General features: G+C 69.7%; 19 protein-coding genes and 1 pseudogene. 7 read left to right on the top strand and 13 right to left on the bottom strand.

All coding sequences use genetic code 11. The features are described from left to right. Nucleotides 1–3: 3 nt before the first annotated feature. Entirely contained in the window at nt 4–669 is a 666-nt protein-coding gene (locus QP090_RS27400; protein WP_285942294.1) for a response regulator, read from the bottom strand. A gap of 267 nt (nt 670–936) precedes the next feature. Here QP090_RS27400 and galE point away from each other — a divergent pair, with 267 nt between their 5' ends. After that, nucleotides 937–1950 (top strand): UDP-glucose 4-epimerase GalE, encoded by a 1014-nt coding sequence (galE, locus tag QP090_RS27395; protein ID WP_285942293.1) that lies wholly within the window; start codon nt 937–939, stop codon nt 1948–1950. Nucleotides 1951–2173: 223 nt separating this feature from the next. Here the strand turns inward: galE and QP090_RS27390 are convergent, their stop codons facing one another. The 3 genes from QP090_RS27390 to QP090_RS27380 are packed head-to-tail and all read right to left on the bottom strand — an operon-like array spanning nt 2174 to nt 5836. After that, a complete protein-coding gene (locus QP090_RS27390; protein WP_329522247.1) occupies nt 2174–3739 on the bottom strand; it encodes an AMP-binding protein in 1566 nt (521 codons plus the stop codon). 40 nt (nt 3740–3779) lie between these two features. Continuing rightward, nucleotides 3780–4970: a cytochrome P450 gene (locus QP090_RS27385; protein WP_285942292.1), complete on the bottom strand. Its 1191-nt coding sequence runs from the start codon at nt 4968–4970 to the stop codon at nt 3780–3782. After that, nucleotides 4967–5836, bottom strand: a complete 870-nt coding sequence (locus QP090_RS27380; protein ID WP_285942291.1) for an SDR family oxidoreductase — start codon at nt 5834–5836, stop codon at nt 4967–4969. The genes QP090_RS27385 and QP090_RS27380 overlap by 4 nt, the downstream gene beginning before the upstream one ends. A gap of 140 nt (nt 5837–5976) precedes the next feature. On the opposite strand from QP090_RS27380, the gene QP090_RS27375 reads away from it, so the two are divergent. Continuing rightward, the gene (locus tag QP090_RS27375; protein WP_285942290.1) at nt 5977–6588 is read left to right on the top strand and encodes a TetR/AcrR family transcriptional regulator; all 612 of its coding nucleotides are present in this window, start codon (nt 5977–5979) and stop codon (nt 6586–6588) included. Nucleotides 6589–6592: 4 nt separating this feature from the next. Here QP090_RS27375 and QP090_RS27370 read toward each other — a convergent pair whose 3' ends face one another. The 3 genes and pseudogenes from QP090_RS27370 to QP090_RS37750 all read right to left on the bottom strand — a co-directional run. Further along, complete coding sequence (locus QP090_RS27370; protein WP_285942289.1) at nt 6593–7375, bottom strand: methyltransferase domain-containing protein; 783 nt, start codon at nt 7373–7375, stop codon at nt 6593–6595. 439 nt (nt 7376–7814) lie between these two features. Continuing rightward, nucleotides 7815–8363 carry a UTRA domain-containing protein gene (locus QP090_RS27365; protein WP_285942288.1) on the bottom strand — a complete coding sequence of 183 codons (549 nt, stop codon included), beginning with the start codon at nt 8361–8363 and terminating at the stop codon, nt 7815–7817. A 15-nt stretch (nt 8364–8378) separates the two neighbouring features. Further along, nucleotides 8379–8579: pseudogene (locus tag QP090_RS37750) on the bottom strand (GntR family transcriptional regulator); the annotation flags it as partial. Between the two features lie 447 nt (nt 8580–9026). Between QP090_RS37750 and QP090_RS27360 the strand changes: the two are divergent. From QP090_RS27360 to QP090_RS27350, 3 genes are read left to right on the top strand one after another with little or no spacing between them, the layout of a single operon-like run. After that, on the top strand, nt 9027–9401 hold the full coding sequence (locus QP090_RS27360; protein WP_285942287.1) for a hypothetical protein: 375 nt from the start codon (nt 9027–9029) through the stop codon (nt 9399–9401). Then, on the top strand, nt 9388–9639 hold the full coding sequence (locus QP090_RS27355; RefSeq protein ID WP_285942286.1) for a hypothetical protein: 252 nt from the start codon (nt 9388–9390) through the stop codon (nt 9637–9639). The genes QP090_RS27360 and QP090_RS27355 overlap by 14 nt, the downstream gene beginning before the upstream one ends. Continuing rightward, complete coding sequence (locus QP090_RS27350; RefSeq protein ID WP_285942285.1) at nt 9636–9962, top strand: hypothetical protein; 327 nt, start codon at nt 9636–9638, stop codon at nt 9960–9962. Before QP090_RS27355 ends, QP090_RS27350 begins: the two co-directional genes overlap by 4 nt. A gap of 142 nt (nt 9963–10104) precedes the next feature. Here the strand turns inward: QP090_RS27350 and QP090_RS27345 are convergent, their stop codons facing one another. Together QP090_RS27345 and QP090_RS27340 are read right to left on the bottom strand one after the other, a co-directional pair. Continuing rightward, the gene (locus tag QP090_RS27345; protein ID WP_285942284.1) at nt 10105–10875 is read right to left on the bottom strand and encodes a hypothetical protein; all 771 of its coding nucleotides are present in this window, start codon (nt 10873–10875) and stop codon (nt 10105–10107) included. Between the two features lie 81 nt (nt 10876–10956). Further along, nucleotides 10957–11532 (bottom strand): CGNR zinc finger domain-containing protein, encoded by a 576-nt coding sequence (locus QP090_RS27340; RefSeq protein WP_285942283.1) that lies wholly within the window; start codon nt 11530–11532, stop codon nt 10957–10959. A gap of 193 nt (nt 11533–11725) precedes the next feature. On the opposite strand from QP090_RS27340, the gene QP090_RS27335 reads away from it, so the two are divergent. After that, entirely contained in the window at nt 11726–12907 is a 1182-nt protein-coding gene (locus tag QP090_RS27335) for an epoxide hydrolase family protein (protein WP_285942282.1), read from the top strand. 58 nt (nt 12908–12965) lie between these two features. Then, nucleotides 12966–13115: a winged helix-turn-helix transcriptional regulator gene (locus tag QP090_RS37745; protein WP_432763081.1), complete on the top strand. Its 150-nt coding sequence runs from the start codon at nt 12966–12968 to the stop codon at nt 13113–13115. Here the strand turns inward: QP090_RS37745 and QP090_RS27330 are convergent. From QP090_RS27330 to QP090_RS27315, 4 genes are all read right to left on the bottom strand, one after another. Beyond that, entirely contained in the window at nt 13063–15198 is a 2136-nt protein-coding gene (locus tag QP090_RS27330) for an ATP-binding protein (RefSeq protein ID WP_285942281.1), read from the bottom strand. The genes QP090_RS37745 and QP090_RS27330 overlap by 53 nt on opposite strands. A gap of 221 nt (nt 15199–15419) precedes the next feature. After that, nucleotides 15420–16049 carry a DUF6879 family protein gene (locus QP090_RS27325; RefSeq protein WP_285942280.1) on the bottom strand — a complete coding sequence of 210 codons (630 nt, stop codon included), beginning with the start codon at nt 16047–16049 and terminating at the stop codon, nt 15420–15422. Beyond that, nucleotides 16042–16311, bottom strand: a complete 270-nt coding sequence (locus QP090_RS27320; protein ID WP_285942279.1) for a hypothetical protein — start codon at nt 16309–16311, stop codon at nt 16042–16044. The genes QP090_RS27325 and QP090_RS27320 overlap by 8 nt, the downstream gene beginning before the upstream one ends. Before the next feature lie 230 nt (nt 16312–16541). Then, on the bottom strand, nt 16542–18005 hold the full coding sequence (locus QP090_RS27315) for an MFS transporter (RefSeq protein ID WP_285942278.1): 1464 nt from the start codon (nt 18003–18005) through the stop codon (nt 16542–16544). Nucleotides 18006–18069 lie beyond the last annotated feature (64 nt).

The raw sequence follows: 18069 nt of genomic DNA, 5'->3' as shown, positions 1-18069 counted from the left end.
GGATCAGTCCTGGCGGCCGGGCCGCATCCCGGCGCGCATCGCCAGGGTGATCGCCTCCAGCGCCGAGTGCAGGTCGAGCTTGGCCAGCAGGTTCTGGGTGTGGGTGCGGACGGTGTTGGCCGACAGCCCGAGCCGGTCGGCGATCTCCGCGCGGTTCAGCCCGTCCACCATGCACTGGAGCACCTCGCGTTCGCGCGGGGTGAGCTCGGCGAGCAGCCGGGCGCCGCCGCTCGGCTCCGGGCCCGCGGCCAGCAGCCGGCGCAGCACCTCGCCGAGCAGGTCCGGGGGGATCCAGCCGCCGCGCCGGGCGGACGAGCGGATCACCCGCGCGACCAGCTCGGCGCTCTCGGTCTTGGGCAGCCAGCCGACCGCGCCGCGCCGCACCGCCCGCACCATCGCGTCCACGCCGTCCGTCGCGGTCAGCACGACCACCCGCACCTCGGGATGCCGCTCGCGGACCCGGTCCAGCACGTCCAGCCCGTTCTCGGCGCCGAGCGTCAGGTCCAGGACCAGCACGTCCGGCCGCTCGGTGGCGGTGAGCGCGAGCGCGCGCCGGACGTCGGCGGCCACCGGCAGGAGCACGAGGTCGGGCTCCCTGGCGAGCCGGGCGGACAGTGCCTCGGCGAAGAGTGCGTGATCGTCCACGATGAGGACCCGGATGTGCCGCATGCCCCCGACGATGACCGCCGGACGGCCCCGGCGGATCCCGCAAACGCTGTACTTCGGTTCCGGACCCGCCCGTCGCGGCCCCAGGGCGCGCCGATGGCCGCGCGGGCGGGGCCGGCGGAAGAGCCGGGCGCGGACGCCCGGGGGGCCGTCCCGGTTGTCGCGCGTCCGGTCCCGGTCAGCGGCCGGACGCGCCGTTGACCGCCCGACGGGGCCTGCCGAAGCTGTGCGGGACGACTACAGGGGACGCGACGGCTCAGGGGATGCCACATGAAAGTCCTGATCACTGGGGGAGCCGGGTTCATCGGCAGCACGATCGCCTCGGCGTTCGCCGAGCGGGGGGTGACCCCCGTGGTGCTCGACAGCCTGGTCACCGGCAGGGCGGCGTTCGCCGCCGGGAAGATCTTCTACACGGGGGACATCGGCGACGGCGCGCTGCTCGACCAGATCTTCCGCGACCATCCCGACATCGGGGTGACGGTGCACTGCGCCGCGCTCATCGTGGTGCCCGACTCGATGACCGACCCGCACCGGTACTACCAGGTCAACCTGGCCAAGACGCTGGAGCTGGCCGGGCACCTGGTGCGCAACGGCGCGGATCGGATGATCTTCGCGTCCACCGCCGGGATGTACCGCCCCGGCCCGGACCTGTCGGTCACCGAGGAGTCCGGGCTCGAACCGCAGAACCCCTACACCCGCTCGAAGATGATGGCCGAGCTGCTGCTGGCCGACCTGTGCGCGGCCTACGGGCTGCGGGTGGTGTCGCTGCGCTACCTCAACCCGATCGGCGCCGACCCGCGGATGCGCACCGGGCTCCAGAGCAGCAAGCCCACGCACGCGCTCGGCAAGATGATCGAGTCGTACGAGCTGGGCGTGCCGTTCAAGATCACCGGGGTGGACTGGCCGACCCGGGACGGCACCGCGATCCGCGACTACATCCACGTGTGGGACATCGCCCGCGCCTTCGCCGAGGCCGCGGCCCGCTTCGACGCGATCGTCCCGCCGCCGGCGCGGCCCGGGGGGCCCGGCGGCTACCAGGTCATCAACCTCGGCACCGGCGACGGGACCACCGTCCGCGAGCTGGCCGACGCCTTCCGCGGCGTGGTCGGCGACCGGTTCCAGGCGGAGGAGGCGCCCGCCCGGCCGGGCGACGTCGTCGGCGCCTACGTCGACCCGGCCAAGGCGCACGAGCTGCTCGGGTGGAAGCCCGAGTACACGATCGAGGACGCGATCCGGCACTCCCTCCAGTGGTCGGCCCGCCGCCGCGAGCTCGACGTCGTCTGACCGGGACGACGCGGGCGAGCACCCCAGGACCCGCCCGCACGGGCCCGTCCGGTCCTCCCGGCACAGCCAGTCCGGGAGGACCGAACGGGCGGGCCCGCGCCCAGGGCCGGACGACCGGGCCGCCCGTGTCAGGGGCGGGCGGCCGGGCCGTCGGTCCGAGGGCGAGGGCGGGCACGCGGACGGGTGCGACGGCGAGGGCGGGGCCGGGGGCGCGGGGCCGGCGTCAGGACCGGGCGGCCGGTTCGGCGACCGATCGGGCCCAGGCGTAGTCGGGCTTGCCGACCGGCGTGCGCTGCACGGCGCCGACGAAGTGGAATGTCCGCGGCACCTTGTATCCCGCCAGCGTCTCCCGGCAGTGCGCGGCGAGCCTCTCGGCGTCCGCCGCCGGGGCGTCCGGCCCGTCGTCCCGCTGGACGACGGCGGTGACGCGGTGGCCGAGCCGGTCGTCCGGCGTGCCCACCACGATCGCGTCGGCGACCGCCGGATGGGCGCGGAGCACGGTCTCGACCTCCTCGGCGAAGACCTTCTCGCCGCCGGTGTTGACGACCAGTGAACCGCGGCCGAGCAGCACGACCGTCCCGTCGCCGACGACGCGGGCGTGGTCGCCTTGCAGGGCCCAGCGCCGCCCGTCCGGGCCGGTGACGAAGGTGGCCGCCGTCTTCTCCGGATCGCCCCAGTAGGCGGACGGGATGTGGCCGGTTCTGGCCACGACGCCCTCCTCGCCGGGGCCGACCGGGCCGAGGTCGCCGTCCAGCACCGCGAACTCGGGGCCGAGCCGGAACCGGCCGTCGCCCTCGGCGGTGCCCATCGCGCCGGTCTCCGAGCCGCCGAGGTTGTCGGACACGTACGCGCCCGGGACGGCGGCGGTGAGCCGGTCGCGGACCGCCGCCGAGAGCGGCGCTCCGCCCGACCCGAACGCGAAGACCGCCAGGTCGCGGTGCGCGCCGGTGGCCAGCTCCGCCGCGACCGGCGCCGCCATCCCGTTGCCGACCAGCATCAGGATCTGCGACCGCTCGCGCGCCGCCAGTTCCAGCGCGCCGCGCGCGTCGAAGTGCTGGCCGGTCCACAGCACCACGGTGCCGCCGGTGGTGAGCGTGATCCAGGTGATCCACTGGCCGCCGCCGTGCATCAGCGGCGCGTGCACCTGGGCGCACAGCGGATCGCGGCCGGCGCACGCGGCCAGCTCGGCGGGATCGGCGACCGGCGTCCCGCCGAAGTTCCCGCCGCCCATCGCCGCCACGAAGATGTCCTCGCAGCGCCACAGCACGCCCTTCGGCAGCCCGGTCGTCCCGCCGGTGTAGAGGATGTACGGGTCGTCCGAGGACCGCGGCCCGAAGTCGCGTTCCGGCGACGCCGCCGCGAGCGCGTCCTCGTAGTCGCCGTCGATGGCCAGGACGTGCCGCAGCCCCGGCAGCCGGTCGCGTTCGACCGCGTCCAGGAAGGACCGCTCGGCGACCAGCGCGACGCACCGCGCGTCGCCGAGCAGGTGGGTGAGCTCCCCGGCCACGTACCGGTGGTTGACGTTGACCGGGGCCGCGCGCAGCTTGAAGCAGCCGATCATCGCCTCCAGCCACTCGGCCCGGTTGCGGGCCAGGATCCCGACGTGGTCGCCGGGGCCCACGCCCTGCCCGCGCAGGTGGTGCGCCACCCGGTTGGCGCGGGCGTCCAGCCCGGCGTAGGTGAGCCGGGCGGCGGGGGCGCCCGGCGGCCCCGCCGCGACCAGCGCGGTCCGGCCGGGGCAGGCGTCGGCGACCACCTCGAACAGGTCCGCCAGGTTGAACGACCGCACGATCGGCCTCCTCGATGCGAAGGGGGGAGGGGCCCGGGGGTCAGCCCCGGGGGGTGAGGGCGACGGGGAACGCGGTGACCCCGCGCACGAACGCGTTGCGCAGGATGCGCGGGCCCTCGTCGTCGGCGCGCTCGGCCGACCCGACCCGCGCGACGAACTCCTCGAAGAAGATCCGCAGCTCCAGCCGGGCCAGCGAGGCGCCCAGGCAGAAGTGCGGGCCGAGCCCGAACGCGATGTGGTCGCCGGGCGGGCGGGTGACGTCGAAGACGTCCGGCCGGTCGAACACCGCCCCGTCCCGGTTGGCCGAGCCGTACATCAGCAGGACCTGCCCGCCCGCCGGGATCGTCACCCCGGCGACCTCGGCGTCCCGGGCGGCGACCCGGCACATGTTGAGGATCGGGGTCGTCCACCGGACGAACTCCTCGACCGCGTCCGGGATGCGGCCGGGGTCCTCGCGCAGCAGCCGCCACTGGTCCGGGTGCCGGATCAGCGCGTCGATCGCGGTGGCGATGACCGTGCGGGTGGTCTCGGCGCCGCCGACGAGCAGGAGTAGCGCCTCGTGCGCGAGCTGCTCGTTGTCGTAGCCGGGCCCGGCCGGGTCGGCGCCCGCGTTCGACCACACCGACAGCAGGTCGTCGGCCGGGCAGCCGCGGCGCTCCTTGGCCATCTCCAGCGCCGCGAGCGCGAACTCGCCGACCGCCAGGGTCGCCTCGTCGGTGACGTAGCGGCGCCCGCCGCCCGCGTACACCGCGGTCTCCGACCAGTGCACGAGCTGCGGCCACGCCTCCTCGGGGAAGCCGAGCAGCCAGCCGATCACGCGGGCCGGCAGCGGCGCGGCGAGCGCGGGGACGGCGTCGACCGTCCCGGCCTCCAGCGCGGTCTCGATGCACTCGACCGCGGTGGACCGGATCCGGTCGGCGTAGCCGGCCACGCCGCGCGGGGTGAACCGCTGGTAGACCATGCGGCGGCGGCGCATGTGCTCGGGATCGTCCAGGCCGATCATGGACGGGTCGGACGGGAGCTGCGGCCGGTAGCCGCCCGAGTTGGTCCAGGTCCTCGGGTCGCGCTCGATCGCGAAGACGTCGGCGTGCCGCGCGATCCCCCACAGGCCGTTCGCCGCGTCGTGATGGACGGGGGCGTCGGCGCGCAGCCGGGCGTAGACGGTCCACGGGTCGGTCGCGTACATCTCACCGTCGAGCAGGTCGATCGACGGCAGGTCCGGGCCGGTCACGTGGATCCCTCCTCGGGGGCGGCCCCGCCCAGCGCGTCCGCGCCGAACATGGGCTCGAACATCGACCGGTAGTCGGGGCCGCGGCGCAGGTGGTGGCCCCCGTCGACGTTCACCACCTGCCCGGTGATCCAGGACGACTCGGGCCCGGCCAGGAACCGGGCCGCCGCGGCGACGTCGTCGGGCTCGCCGATCCGGCCGAGCGGCATGCAGGCCAGGTAGTCGTCCAGGATCGGGCCCGCCTCGGCGAGGTCGCCGACCAGCTCGGTGCGGACCAGGCCGGGGCGGATCCCGTTCACCCGGATCCCGGCGGGGCCGAGCTCGTCGGCGCCGAGCCGCACCAGGTGGTCGACCGCCGCCTTCGACACCCCGTACGCGCCGAACCACCGGTGCGTGTTGGACGCGGCGATGGAGGAGATCGCGACGAATGCGCCGCCGCCCGCGCGGGCCATCGGCCGGGACGCGTGCTTGAGCACCAGCATCGTGCCAGTCGCGTTCAGCTCCAGCGTGGCCCGCCACGCGTCGGTGTCGAGCCGGGGGAGCGGCCCGATCGAGGTGGAGCCGCCGGCGCTGTGCACGACGGCGCGCAGCGGGGCGGGCGCGGCGGCGGCCCGTACCGCCGCCTCGACCTGCTCCTCGTCGGTGACGTCGGCGACGACGTACCGGACGCCGGCCGCGCCGGTGGTGGCGGAGATCTCCGCGGCGGCCTCCTTGAGCCGCGACTCGGTACGGCCGCAGAGCGTGACGTCGGCGCCGTCGGCCGCCAGCCGCCGCGCGCAGGCCAGGCCGATGCCGCTGCCGCCGCCGGTGACGAGCGCGCCCGTGCCGCGCAGGGCCGTGCCGGGAGAGGGGGGAGGGGAGGGTGTCATGGGGGCCTCCTAGTCTGAGACTCCGGTCTAGATTAACGTCGCACCCAAGCAAGCGATAGGCCGTGTGTCCGTAACATGGAGGTTCGCTCGCGAGAATCGAATGTGCGAGAGGATGGGAGCGCCACCACGAGGAGGACGCCTTGAGCGGCGATGTGCGGATCACCGTCACGCGGACGCTGAGCAAGGATCAGCAGGCCCGCAGGGAGCGGCTGCTCGACGCGGCCAGGGACCTGGCCCTGGAGGGCGGGTACCCCGCCGTCACCATGCACGACGTGGCCGACCGCGCGGGTGTGGCGCGGGCCACCGTCTACCGCTACTTCGCCACCAAGGACCACCTGCTGACCGAGGTCGCCGCGACCTGGGCGCACCGCATCACCCACGACATCGACGCCCTCGCGGTCGGCGAGACCCCGGTCGAGCGGCTCACCGCGCTCCTGGAGCGCATCGTCGAGGTCGCGGCGTCCGAGCGCACCCTCACCTCGGCGATCATCCAGGCGGTGACCTCGGACGACTCCAGCGTCGACGCCGCCCGCACGGTGCTGTTCCTGTTCGTCCGCGACCGGCTGTCGGCGGCGATCGGCGACCCGGTGCCCGACCGCGACGACGTCGAGATCGTGCTCGGCCACATCCTGCTGGCCGCGCTGGTCAGCCTGGCCTCGCTGCACCGCCCGGTCGACGAGGTCACCGCGATGGTCCGCACCGGCGGCCGGCTCGTCCTAGCAGGCGCACTGGCCGCAGCCACCCCTTCCTAGCGGCTCAGCCGACCGGGTTACCGGGCGAGTCGAGCCAGATGTGCTGTCCCCCTGGGGTCACGGTGATGCCGTACCGGGTCGGCTCCGGCCTGCCGGCCGCCTCCCAGCGTTCCTCCGCGTCCTGGACGCTCCGCGCGCTCGCGCGCTGGGCACGGAGCGGCATGAACGGCGAGGGGCCGACACACCGTCCCTGCGCCGTGCCGTCGTCTCGGACCCGCAGTGCCGCAAGGGGCCAGTCGGGATGAACTGTCGGCGCCAGCGGAACAACGATCAGCCCGCCCGGCCGGACCTGCCGAACCCATGCGTAAGGCACGGTGTGAGCGGACGCCGTGGCGATGATCCGTTCATAGGGCGCCCCCGGCGGGTAACCCGCCTCCCCGTCCCCGGCGACCACCTTCACCGGGAGGCCCACAGACTTCAGAGCCTCCCGGGCCAGTGCCGCGGCCACCGGGTCTATCTCGACGCTGATGACGTTCCCCGTCCCGACGAGCCGGGCGAGGACGGCGGCGTTGTAGCCGGTGCCAGTGCCGATCTCCAAAATCCGCATACCGGCCTCCAGTTCCATGGCCTCGATGAGGCGGGCCATGATGAACGGGGCGCTGCTGGAACCGGTGGAGATCATCCCCTTCCCGGTCGCCGGGTCGCACACCCCGGCGGGCAGGAAAGGATCAGGCTCGACCCGAGTCACGATAGGGCCGTCCGCCTCTACCTGCTCCCGCCACTGCTCCGGATCATCGGAGCGGTGCAGCGGCACCAGCCGGCCCACCTCGTCGCGTACGAAGATCAAATCTGGGATGAACGGTTCCCTGGGAACGGCTGCGATGACGTCAAGGGCGTTCACTGCTTCCCCGTCCCGTTGCACAGAGCACACGGCCTCCAGATCTTGTTGCCGTCGTCAGACTCCCACTTCCCGCCCTTGCCGTTGCACGGCGAACATTCCGCTTCTTTCTTGTGCTTCGCCATTTTCTTCGGCCGTTTCGACAGGACCGGCATTTGTCGCATATCGGCCGCGTCACTGCGTTTCATGCAACGGTTGTACCACCCGCTCCCGCCCCGGCGAGAGTGAGTCACCCGATGGTGACAGGCAGCCCTTGGCCCGCACCACGGACAGGCCCCGGTCCTCACGGCCCGCGGACCGACCTGGACACACGGCGGCCCCGGCAGGAGTACCCGCCGGGGCCGCCGCAAGCCGGTCAGAGGTCCAGGTCCCCCGCCGTGGGCGTGGTCTACGGCTTCTTCATCTGGACGCGGTAGACGAACTCGCCCCAGAGGTGCACCGGGCCACGATGCCAGGACACCTCGACCGCGCGACCGGTGGCGTCGTAGGCGACGTGGTAAAGCTCGAAGACCGGCTGGTCGTCCTGGAGGCCGAAGTAGTCCAGCTCCTTCCCCGTGGGGGGCCGGGACAGCGTGAGGTACTCGTCCGCGTAGATCTCCTCGAAGCCGAGCTCCTTCATCCTGGTGAGCATCCCGCCCGTGGGCTGGGTGAGGTCCTCCAGTTGCGTGCCGAAGGCGATGTCGCCCGGGATGTAGGACGGGGCCTTCTGAACGAGAATGTCGTCCGCGTACATGTCGCGATCGCGGACGAGTACCTCGTTGTCCGGCTGGATGCCCAGGAGTTCGGCGACCCTGGGCGGGGGCACCTCTCGGCGCACAGTGGTCTCCGAGCGCGGCGTCATCCCCTGACGGCGTGCTTCGGCGGCGAAGCCGCCGCGATCCTCGGCGCGCTTCGGCTCGGTGTACCGGTCGCGTGCGTCCCTGGTGATCTGTGGCATGTACGTCACCCTTGTCTTTCGTCCTTGTCCGAGGCTGATCAAGCCCTGCCTGCGCAGCCCTTGTAGCGCGCGGTTGATGGTGCTGTCACTCACGCCGAACTCGGCTGCGAGTGTCCGCTGGCTCGGGAAGTCCGATCCCCGCGGGTACGGCGAGTCTGCTCTGAGGATTCGATCTCGCAGAACCGCCGCGATGTCGTTGGCGCTCAGTCCCGCCATGCGCGTCCCTTCTCCACTACGGCAGCTTCCCCGATCAGTTAGGTCAAACATTCACTCAGTGGAGGAACTGATTGAAGCTCATACCCCTTCTGTATAGATCGTTGACCGTTCGTCCAGAGACGGCGACGCTGAGCAACACAGTAAATGTTTAAGCAGTGAACCATATCGACGGCAGGCCCGCTAGAAGTTCACAAACAGCCTGTTACTGGTGCCGTACGACGCCGTCATCCCCGAGCGCCCGGATCCACTTGGTGCCCTCACCGAAACAGAGGACGCTTCATGAACTCCGACATGCCCCGCAGCGACACCGTCGACCACGGCGAAGAGATAGCGGCGATCACCAAGCCCGCAGACAACAACAGCGCGCCGGGAGTGTGAGTCGTGGGAACCCACACACGTGGTTCGGCAGAACACCGCGCCTCGCAGCCTTCGCCCGCAGTGGTGCGGATGCGCGCGCCCGAGACGGTCATCCCGCAGAGCGAGCGGGTCGCGCTCCTCGGTGGCCTCGCGCGGGAGCTCGATCGGGCTCCCGGGTTGATCACGGCGTTCACCGTGATCAACAGCTACGTGGCCTTGGACGTGGTCCCGGTGAAAGCGCCGGAATGGGCGGTGACTATCGGGCTCGTCTATTTCCGTGGCGTGTGGTGGTTCGTCTACCTGCGCAGTGGCAAGGCCATCCGGCCGGCGAACGGCGTGAGCGCGGCAGCACACCAGATCAGGACCCAGATGGAGGGGAAGCAGCGTCATGACCTTGACGATTTCGAAGTATCCGCGCAGGCAACTCGGCCAAGTCGCCGAGGCCAACGGCATGACCTCCGCTGAGGGCCCATGGATCGCTGGGCGTGAGGCGTCCGCCCTCACCGGCATCACGACCAAGGCAGTGGGGCGCTGGGAGGAGACGTGCGTGATCTCGGTCTTCCAGAACGTCGAGAACGCTCCGCGGCAGTATCTGAGGCCGGAGATGGAGGCGGTCGCCGAGCTGGCGACGGACGGGCCGCTGAACCTACCCGCCGTCCGCCGCTACGTGCAGCGCCGCAAGGGATCGGGCGGCGCAAAATGACGAAGGACACGGCGGCCGACGCTCCTCAGAACGATGCCCCCAAGCTGGCCCCATCGGAAGAGGCGGCGTTGGCGACCGTGTTGGCGGTCATGCTGCAAGGGCACAAGCTCACGGTCGAGAGGCTCGGTGAGCGGCTCGTGCGTGTGACGGCGGGGGCGGGCTCTCGCGGGGTGGAGGTCGGGTGCCGCCGCCGCGCGAGCGACGGCGACCGCTGCTGGTTCACCTGGGGCGACAGTCCCGTCTGGTTGTGCGAGGCCGACAACCCGACCGTGGCCGTGCTTCAGGTGAAGAGCGCGCTCCGGACGGTGGGGACGACCCCATGACGGCCCGGCTGATGCTCGGGCGGCTCGCGTCGGAGCTCGAAGCCATGAGGGAGTTGCGCAAGCGACCACGCTCGGCCCGATGGGCTACTCGGCTCTACTGGCCGGCATGGCCGGAGAGGTGGTGGGGTCTCGGACAGCGGCGCTACCAGCCCGTCGTGACGTGTCCGGGCCAGATCTGTACGAGGTGCTTCTCCATGGTGGCGGTCGTGGTGACGGTGAGTCGTACCCGGTAGATGACATGCGGCCAGATGTGGGTGGAAAGCGTCGCCACATGTTCGTGCTGCCCTCCGGGGACCACGCACACGAGTTCCGGGTGGGGATAGCTGGTCCATTGCTGGCTGGTTTCGGCGACCGTTCCCCCGGTGGGTGGCTCGGGCGCCGTCGGCAGGACGTGAAGGTCGAGATCAATTTCTCGCACCCGCGTCGTGACGAGGAGGGCCGCTCCGCCAAAGGTGCCGCCGATCCGTGTCGCGCGGGGGTCGTCGTGGGCAGGCATGGTGTCGATGGCGATGTGTTTCCCCCGCCATGCGGGTTGGCGCAGCACGTAGCCGGCGGCGCCGCCAAGGCCGAACCGCAGCTCCGCGTGCTGTGGTGGTCCCGGGTCGTGCGCCGGTAGCCGTAAATGGTCAAGGATGGTGTCGCGGGCGTGCAGGCATGCGTCGGCTTCTTCGGATTCACCGGCGCTCAAGCAGGCGAGCGTGGCCCGGTCGATTTCGGCGACGGCGATGTCCCATTGCCGCGCGGTCAGTGCTATGTGGACCTGTGGCAGGGCCTCATCGTGCCAGCCGATGGATTCCTGGATGGCTAGACAGTCGGCCGCGATGCCACGCGGGTCGCCCCGCTGGGGTTCGATGGCGATCCCGGAATGCATGTGCTGGGCGATGGTGTTGGCCTGCGCGCCGGTGAGCGTCACAAGCGGGAGTGCGGGGGGCATGGTGATCCTCCGTGGGTCGGGTGCGGGGCGCGGCCCACCTGGATGCACCGAGAGCAACGACTACTTTGCTGATTCGGAGTTCTCGTGCTTGTAGGCATTGAAGCGCGCCTTCTTCTGACGATTCCCGCACGTATTCATCTCGCACCATTTGCGGGTGCGGCTTTGGCTGGTGTCGAAGAAGGCGGCCTGGCAGGTTGGCGATGCGCACAAGGCCAATTTTCCGTCTCGTTCGCCTGCGATGATGCTGATCGCGTCGGCGGCGATAACGCCTAGGGCATCCTCCACGGAGGAAGCCGAGCCAAGTCGCCATTGCCGATCGCCCTCGGGCGTCAAGATGGCCGCGGCTCGACCCTGAGTGCTGCAGCCATTGATGACATGGACGGCAGCTACGGGGAGAGGGTCTCGGCGCGCGGCCGCTGTCGCAGCGGCGTGAACTGACTCCCTCAGCTCCCAGGCGCGTTCGAGCTGGACGGTGGTGCAGGACTCCACGGCCAGGCCGCTCACCGCCAGCCAGTCGACGAGTCGGTTCGGCGCGGGGATGCGCTCCACAGCGTCGCCATGACGCTCCGACAGGGTCCCGGTGAAGCTGGTCGCCAGCACCTTACCGAGACGGAAGTCAGGGAATCGAGCGCTCATGGAACCACCTTAGCCGGTTGCACGCCGACGCCGAGACCTGTTAGAACCGTCTTAGCCGGTTCCGGTAGGCCCCAAGTCGGTTCCACTGATGACCAGGAGGTCTCATGTCCACACACCGGTGCGTCACCGACGCCGCGGACGTCATCGGTCGTGGCGTTGTCGCCACGTCAGCTCACCCCGGTGGGGGCATCTCGTGAACCGTCAAACCAGCGACGTGCAAGCGTTCGAAGCCCACGCGACCGACACTGACCTCAACGACTTGCGCGCGCGACTGGCCGCAGCACGGCTGCCGGAAGCTGAGACGGTCTACCGCGCCGCACCCGACCCGCGCCGATGGGAACAGGGAGTTCCTCTCGCCGACCTCGTGGACGTCGTGAACTACTGGCGCACCGGGTACAACTGGCGGTCGTTCGAAGAGCGCCTCAACCGGATCGGCCAGTTCCGCACGACCATTGACGATCTGGGAATCCACTTCCTGCACCGCCGATCCGCGCGCGCAGATGCCACTCCTCTGCTCTTGACACACGGCTGGCCAGACAGCATTGGACGGTTCGTCCATGTAGTAGACGAGCTGGCAGATCCGAAAGATGCAGACGCGCCGGCGTTCCACGTCGTGCTGCCGTCGCTACCAGGCTTTGGTTACAGCGACAAGCCGGCCACCACCGGGTGGGGAACCGAAAAGATCGCGGCCGCATGGGTGGAACTGATGGGAAGGCTCGGCTACAGCGAGTTCGCAGCCCACGGCGGCGACTGGGGAGGTAATATCACCACGGTTCTCGGCGGCAGGTTCCCGGCGCACGTTCTCGGCATCCACACAACGTTCGCGGAGGCGCCACCCGGGTTGACAACGGACGGGCTGACGGCGGTCGAGCGCGAGTGGACCGAGGAAACCCGCGATTTCTGGCGCCACCGCGCGGCGTACGCGAAGCAGCAGGCGACCCGACCGCAGACCATCGGCTACTCGCTCGTCGACTCACCAGTCGGTCTTCTCGCCTGGATCCTCGACAAGTTCGCTGAGTGGACAGACACCGAAGACAGCCCGTTCGAGACGATCTCCATGGACAGCATCCTTGACAACGTCACCCTGTATTGGCTGACCAGGACCGGTGCATCGGCGGCCCGCATCTACTACGAAAGCCACAACTCACTCGACCCAGAACTTCGGGTCGACGTCCCGTCGGCAATCAGTATGTATCCGCGCGACGTCGAGAAGTGTCCGCGCCCCTGGGCACAGGAGCGGTACCGACAGATCGTCCGATGGAAGTCGCCCGAAACTGGGGGACATTTCCCGTCGCTGGAGATTCCCGAGTATTTCGTCAAGGATCTACAAGAAGGCCTCGCGGCAGTGCTGGCCGCTAGCGGTAGTCGGTCATGAGGCCGACGGCTGATCGCCGCAGGCGGTGTGGGGCCGATGGTAGTGGTGGGTCCAGACGATGTACCCGGAGTTGCCGCCACGGGTCGAGTACACGCTCACCGAGTTGGGTCACACTCTGGTCGTACCGCTGGTTGAGGCGATGCCGTACCTGGGTGCTAACCCAGGGCGCGGATGCGCGCTTTCACGGCTTGTGCGGTGGGGTCGGTGAACGGGGCGAGTAGCCGGAGGGCCTCCGTTGAGGTGTCCTGGGCGGAGGCGTGACGGCCGCCGGCGTATTGGGCCTCGGCGAGGCAGGCGAGTGTGGTCGCGTGCGGCCAGTGGGTTCCGAGGTTCTGGAATACCTCGGCGGCGCGGGTATGGAGCTCGGTCGCCCTGTCGTGCCGGCCTTGGCCGTGGTGGACGTCGGCGGCGTGCTTCCATGCGAGTGCTTCGCGGACTCGGTCGCCGATGCGTCGTTGGAGTAGGGCGGCCCGGTCGTATGTGGCCAACGCATCGTCGGGGCTTCCGGCGAGGTGTTGGGCGTGGCCGAGTTCGAGTAGCCAGTAGCCCTCCCACATCTGGTTGCGGTGCTGGAGGGAGATCGCCACCGCTGACTCGGCGGCGTTCAGGGCGCCTGCCGCGTCGCCGTGTCCGCGCCGGGACAGGCTGAGTAGACGGAGCGCGTTGCCTTCTCCGCCGGCGTCCGCGGCGGCCCGGAAGGAGGCCAGGGCGCTGTGGATCAGGTCCTCGGCCGTGGTGTACTGCTGGAGTTCGGCGAGCACTTCGGCGAGGTTGGCTGTGACGACCGGTGTCCAGGAGGCGTCCTGTAGGTCGCCGAAGAGGGCGCGGGCCTGTTCGAGCATGTGTTTGGCTTCGTTGAGCTGGTGGCTGCGCAGGTGGAGCAGGCCGAGATCGTTCAATGAGAGCGCTTCGCCGGTCCGGTCGCCGAGCTCGCGGCGGATCTCCAGGGCGGCCTGGTGGTGTTCGGCGCCTCGGGGGAGGTCGTGGCTTTGCGCGTAGGCCATGCCGAGGCTCTCCAGCAGCTCGGCTTCGGCGGGACGGTTCCCGGATCGCCTGGCTGCTTTCAGACCGAGGTCGGCGGTGGTGATCCAGTCGTCGAACTGATTGAACCGCATGTGCATCGCGCGTAGCACGATGGCAAGTCTCCAGGCGATGTCGAGCAGTCCTGCTGCGGCTGCCGATCTGGTGGCGGTGACCAGGTTTCCGCGTTCGAGGTCGTACCAGCCGACAGCCTCGGCGTAGGAGTCGAACGCAATCGGCTCAGGGGCGTCGTCGGGCGGGTCGAGAGTTACGCGCGGCTCGTTCGGGTTGATCCATTTCTGTGCCTGATCGGCCGTGCGGAGGTACCAGAGGAGGACCCTCTGAGAGAGCACCCGCCGGCTCTCTGGAGCCTCCTCCCGCCGGGCCTGGTCCATCGCGAAACTCCACAGCAGGTCGTGAAACTGATATCGGTCACGCGCGTGTTGTTCGAGAAGGTGCGCTCCGGTCAAGATATCCAGCCAGTGCTGGACCTCTCCCGGCTCGGCCGGGGCCAGCGCGGTGGCCGCGCGGCTTCCGAAGTCCGGGCCGGGATGCAACGCCAAGGTTCGAAACAGCCGGGCCGCCGCCGTCGGCAGCGCGCGGTAGGACCACGAGAACACGGTGTGGACGGCGTCGGTCTCCTCACCCTCTTCGGCGGTCAGCGCGGTCCATCGTGCGGTCTCGCTGTGCAGTTCGCTGATGAGATCGTCGAGTGTCATCCACGGGTGGCTTGCGACGCGCTCGGCGGCGATGCTCAGTGCCAGGGGCAGCCGCGCGCAGAGGCGGGCCAGTTCGGGGAACCGTGTGACGTCCTGCTTCGGGCGGTGGCCGCCGGCCACCTTGCCGAGGAGTTCGATCGCGTCGGGCTCGTTCAGCAGCCCCAGGGTGATCCGGTGGGCGCCGTCCCGGGCGACCAAGCCTGACAACCGGTTCCGGCTCGTCGCCAGCACGAGGCTTTCCGGCGTGCCGGGGAGCAGCGGTCGTATCTGTGGAACCGTCGCTGCGTTGTCCAGGACCACGAGCATGCGCCGTCCGGCCAGAAGCGAGCGGTACAGGGCCGATCGTTCGTCGGTGCCGCTGGGGATCTCGGTACGCGGGATGCCGAGCGCTGAAAGGAAGCTTTCAAGGGCTCTGCTCGGTGTGATGGGGAGGCCGGGGTCGTGGCCGCGAAGGTTTACATACAGCTGCCCGTCGGGAAAGCGGTCGCGGATGTCGTGCGCCCAACGGAGAACCAGGGAGGTCTTGCCGACTCCGGCCGTGCCGACGACCACTGTCAGTGGATGCCCGCCTGAGGCCAGCGCGGTGTTGAGCGCCTTGAGTTCCTGGCGGCGGTTGACGAACCCCGCTGCGCTCCCCGGGAGTTGCCGCGGTGTGCGAGGTACGCTCCCCCGCTGGTGGAGGTGGACCCCTCCGCTGATGTCACGGGCCTGCACGACCTCTCCCGCGTTCCCGGAGAATGTCGAGGAGGTCTTCCCATCCGAGGGCTGGTCCATCAACCTCCGGCCGATTCGCCGTGCGGTGGTGGAAGCGGGGCGACCTCGCGGTGGAAGAAGGACTCCAGGTCCTCGCCGTGCTCGTAGAGCTCGCGAGTCAAACTCGCGGCCTGGGCGATGGTCTCGGGCGAGGAGAACTTCACGGCGCCGGCAAGCTCGCCTCGGTCGTTGTAGACGACCCGGTAGAGGATCTTCGAGCCGAACGTCACGAGCTCTGGGAGTGGTCCTTGAGATTCGTATTCGGTGACATGTTCCATGCTGGCGACACGGATCAGCTCGCCGCATTCCGCCCGGAGCCTCAGCAGGTGGAGCTCCCATTGCAGGTAGGGATCAATGGGCTGCTGCACCACGCGTACGCGGTACAGGTCTATCCCTTTGTCCTTCGCCTTCCCGGTGAACTCGGCAAGGAACTCTCTTTCCTCGTCCATGAGTTGGAGGGATTTATCCCAATCGCCGCGGGCGAATGCCTCCCAGCTTGGAAAGCCCGGCTCGCGGAAATGCTGACCGCGTTCGAGCTTCCATGACGCCTGGCCCTTGACGTCCCACTGGCTGACCTTGAAGTCCTCCTTGTAGTCCTGGAGCTGGAGCCGGGTCCCCGCGGCGTCGTCCAGAACGTAGGGATCAGGCATCCGGGATGTCCGGCTTGGCGGCCAGCAGCATACGGCGCGGGATCACCACGAGCCGCTCATCAGCGGCAACACTCACATCCGCTGGGAGCCGTCCACGATAGGAGGTGGTGAGATCGCGCCCGATCACCGCGATGTCGCCGTTGTCCAGCTCCCAGATGTCAGGGCAGCCATCTCGCCCACCTGTACTGTCCAGGTCCTTCGCCGACAGGCCAAGCCGTCGTGACAACGACGCGGTCGGGTCGGCCTCCCACCCTCGGGCCATCCGTGTCCTCCAAGGTCAACAGTCGGCGGGCTGTTCAATGGTCGTCCGATCATTGAACAGCTAACAGTCTAGGCCGAACGTTTCCCATCGGGAGTTGAAATCACCCATTAAGGTCCGGCAAAAGTAGTGATATGAGGCAAGTCAAATAGCATTTGACTCAGACGATCACCCTACTTAGAAACAGCCGACAACTCGACGACCACATCAGAACGAACGCGGGACCGGCGCGCTCAGCCGTGCTCCTCGGTGGAGTGCGAGTCGGTGAGGGTGAGCGCACCGCCTGCCGCGATCAGGCCGACGATCACCGCCAGTACGGCGTAGGTGATCCGCTCGCCGCGGAAGAACGATGCCACGAGGCCACTGCTCCAGGTGCCTGCGGGCAGTTGTGTGGTGACCAGTGCGGCGATCATGGTGCCGATCACGGCGGTGCCGACGCTGCTTCCGACCTCCTGTGCGGTGTCGTTGAGCGCGGTGCCGATCGAGGTGCGGTTGTCCGGCATCGCGTAGACGAGTGCGATGGCGCAGATCGTCATGACGGTGCGCAGTCCGATGGTCATCACGACCATGGAGATCGCGATGGCGGTGTACCCATGGTCGACGCCCCAGGCCAGGCCGGCCAGCGATCCGGCCAGGCAGGCCGCGCCGACCAGGCAGGCGATGCGGTGGCCGAACCTTTTCGCGAGCCATTCGGACAGCGGGGTCGCGGCGATCATGGTCACGATGATCGGCAGGTTCGCCAGGCCGGCCCGCACGGGGCTCCAACCGTAGGCGTACTGGAAGTGGAGGATCAGCCCGAACATCACGCCGGCCATCGCGATGGACGTCCCGATCTGCGCGATGGCGGCGCCGCGGACGGTGCCGTTGGAGAAGAGGCCGAGGTCCAGCATGGGCGATGCGCTGCGGCGCTCGTGTCGCACGAACGCGACGGCCGCGGCCACGGCGCCGAGGATCGACCCGAGCGTGATCGTGGAGAGCCATCCCTGCTCGACACCGCTGGTCAGCGAGTAGCAGGCGAGGCCGATGGCGATGACGCTCAGGATGGCGCCCGGCAGATCGAGCTTGTCGTCGGTCAGGTCCTCGGACCGGTCGGCCGCGACGCCGAGCCGGACGCCGATGGCCGCGATCAGGGCGATCGGGGCATTGACCACCAGGAGCCACTCCCACCGCACGTGGGCCAGGGCGGTGCCGCCCAGCAGCGGGCCGAGGACGAACCCGGACATGCCGACGACGATCATCAAAGTCATCGCGCGCATGCGAAGCGCCTGGTCGTCGAACAGCCGGAAGACCAGCGAGTTGGTGATGGGCGCCATCGCCGCAGCAGCGATGCCGAGACCGGCCCGCAAGGCGATGAGCTGCCCTGCGGTGGTGACGGCGACAACGCACAGGCTCAGCAGGCCGAACACGGCGAGGCCGATCAGGAGCACACGCCGGCGCCCAAGACGGTCGGCCATCGAACCCGCCGTCAGCAGTAGGCCGCCGAACGTCAGCGAGTACGCGCCGGTGACCCACTGCAGGGCGGTCGTGCCGCTGCCCAGGTCGCGGCCGATCGTGGGCAGCGCGATCGAGAGCAGCGTGTTGTCGACCATCTCGACGAAGAAGGCCAGGCAGAGCGCGGTCAGGGGAATCCACGCCGCGTGCAGGGACCGGTAGGTGCGGGTTGCAGAGGCTGTAGCTGGATCGTCGGTGGTGGTCACGGTCGACCTCCTCTCAGAACGTCGCCGACTATCGAACGACGTTCCATGATAGAACGCGGTTCGA

Source organism: Actinomadura xylanilytica (assembly GCF_030283145.1).
Classification (GTDB): Bacteria; Actinomycetota; Actinomycetes; order Streptosporangiales; family Streptosporangiaceae; genus Spirillospora; species Spirillospora xylanilytica.
This window is presented reverse-complemented; position numbering and strand designations above follow the sequence as displayed.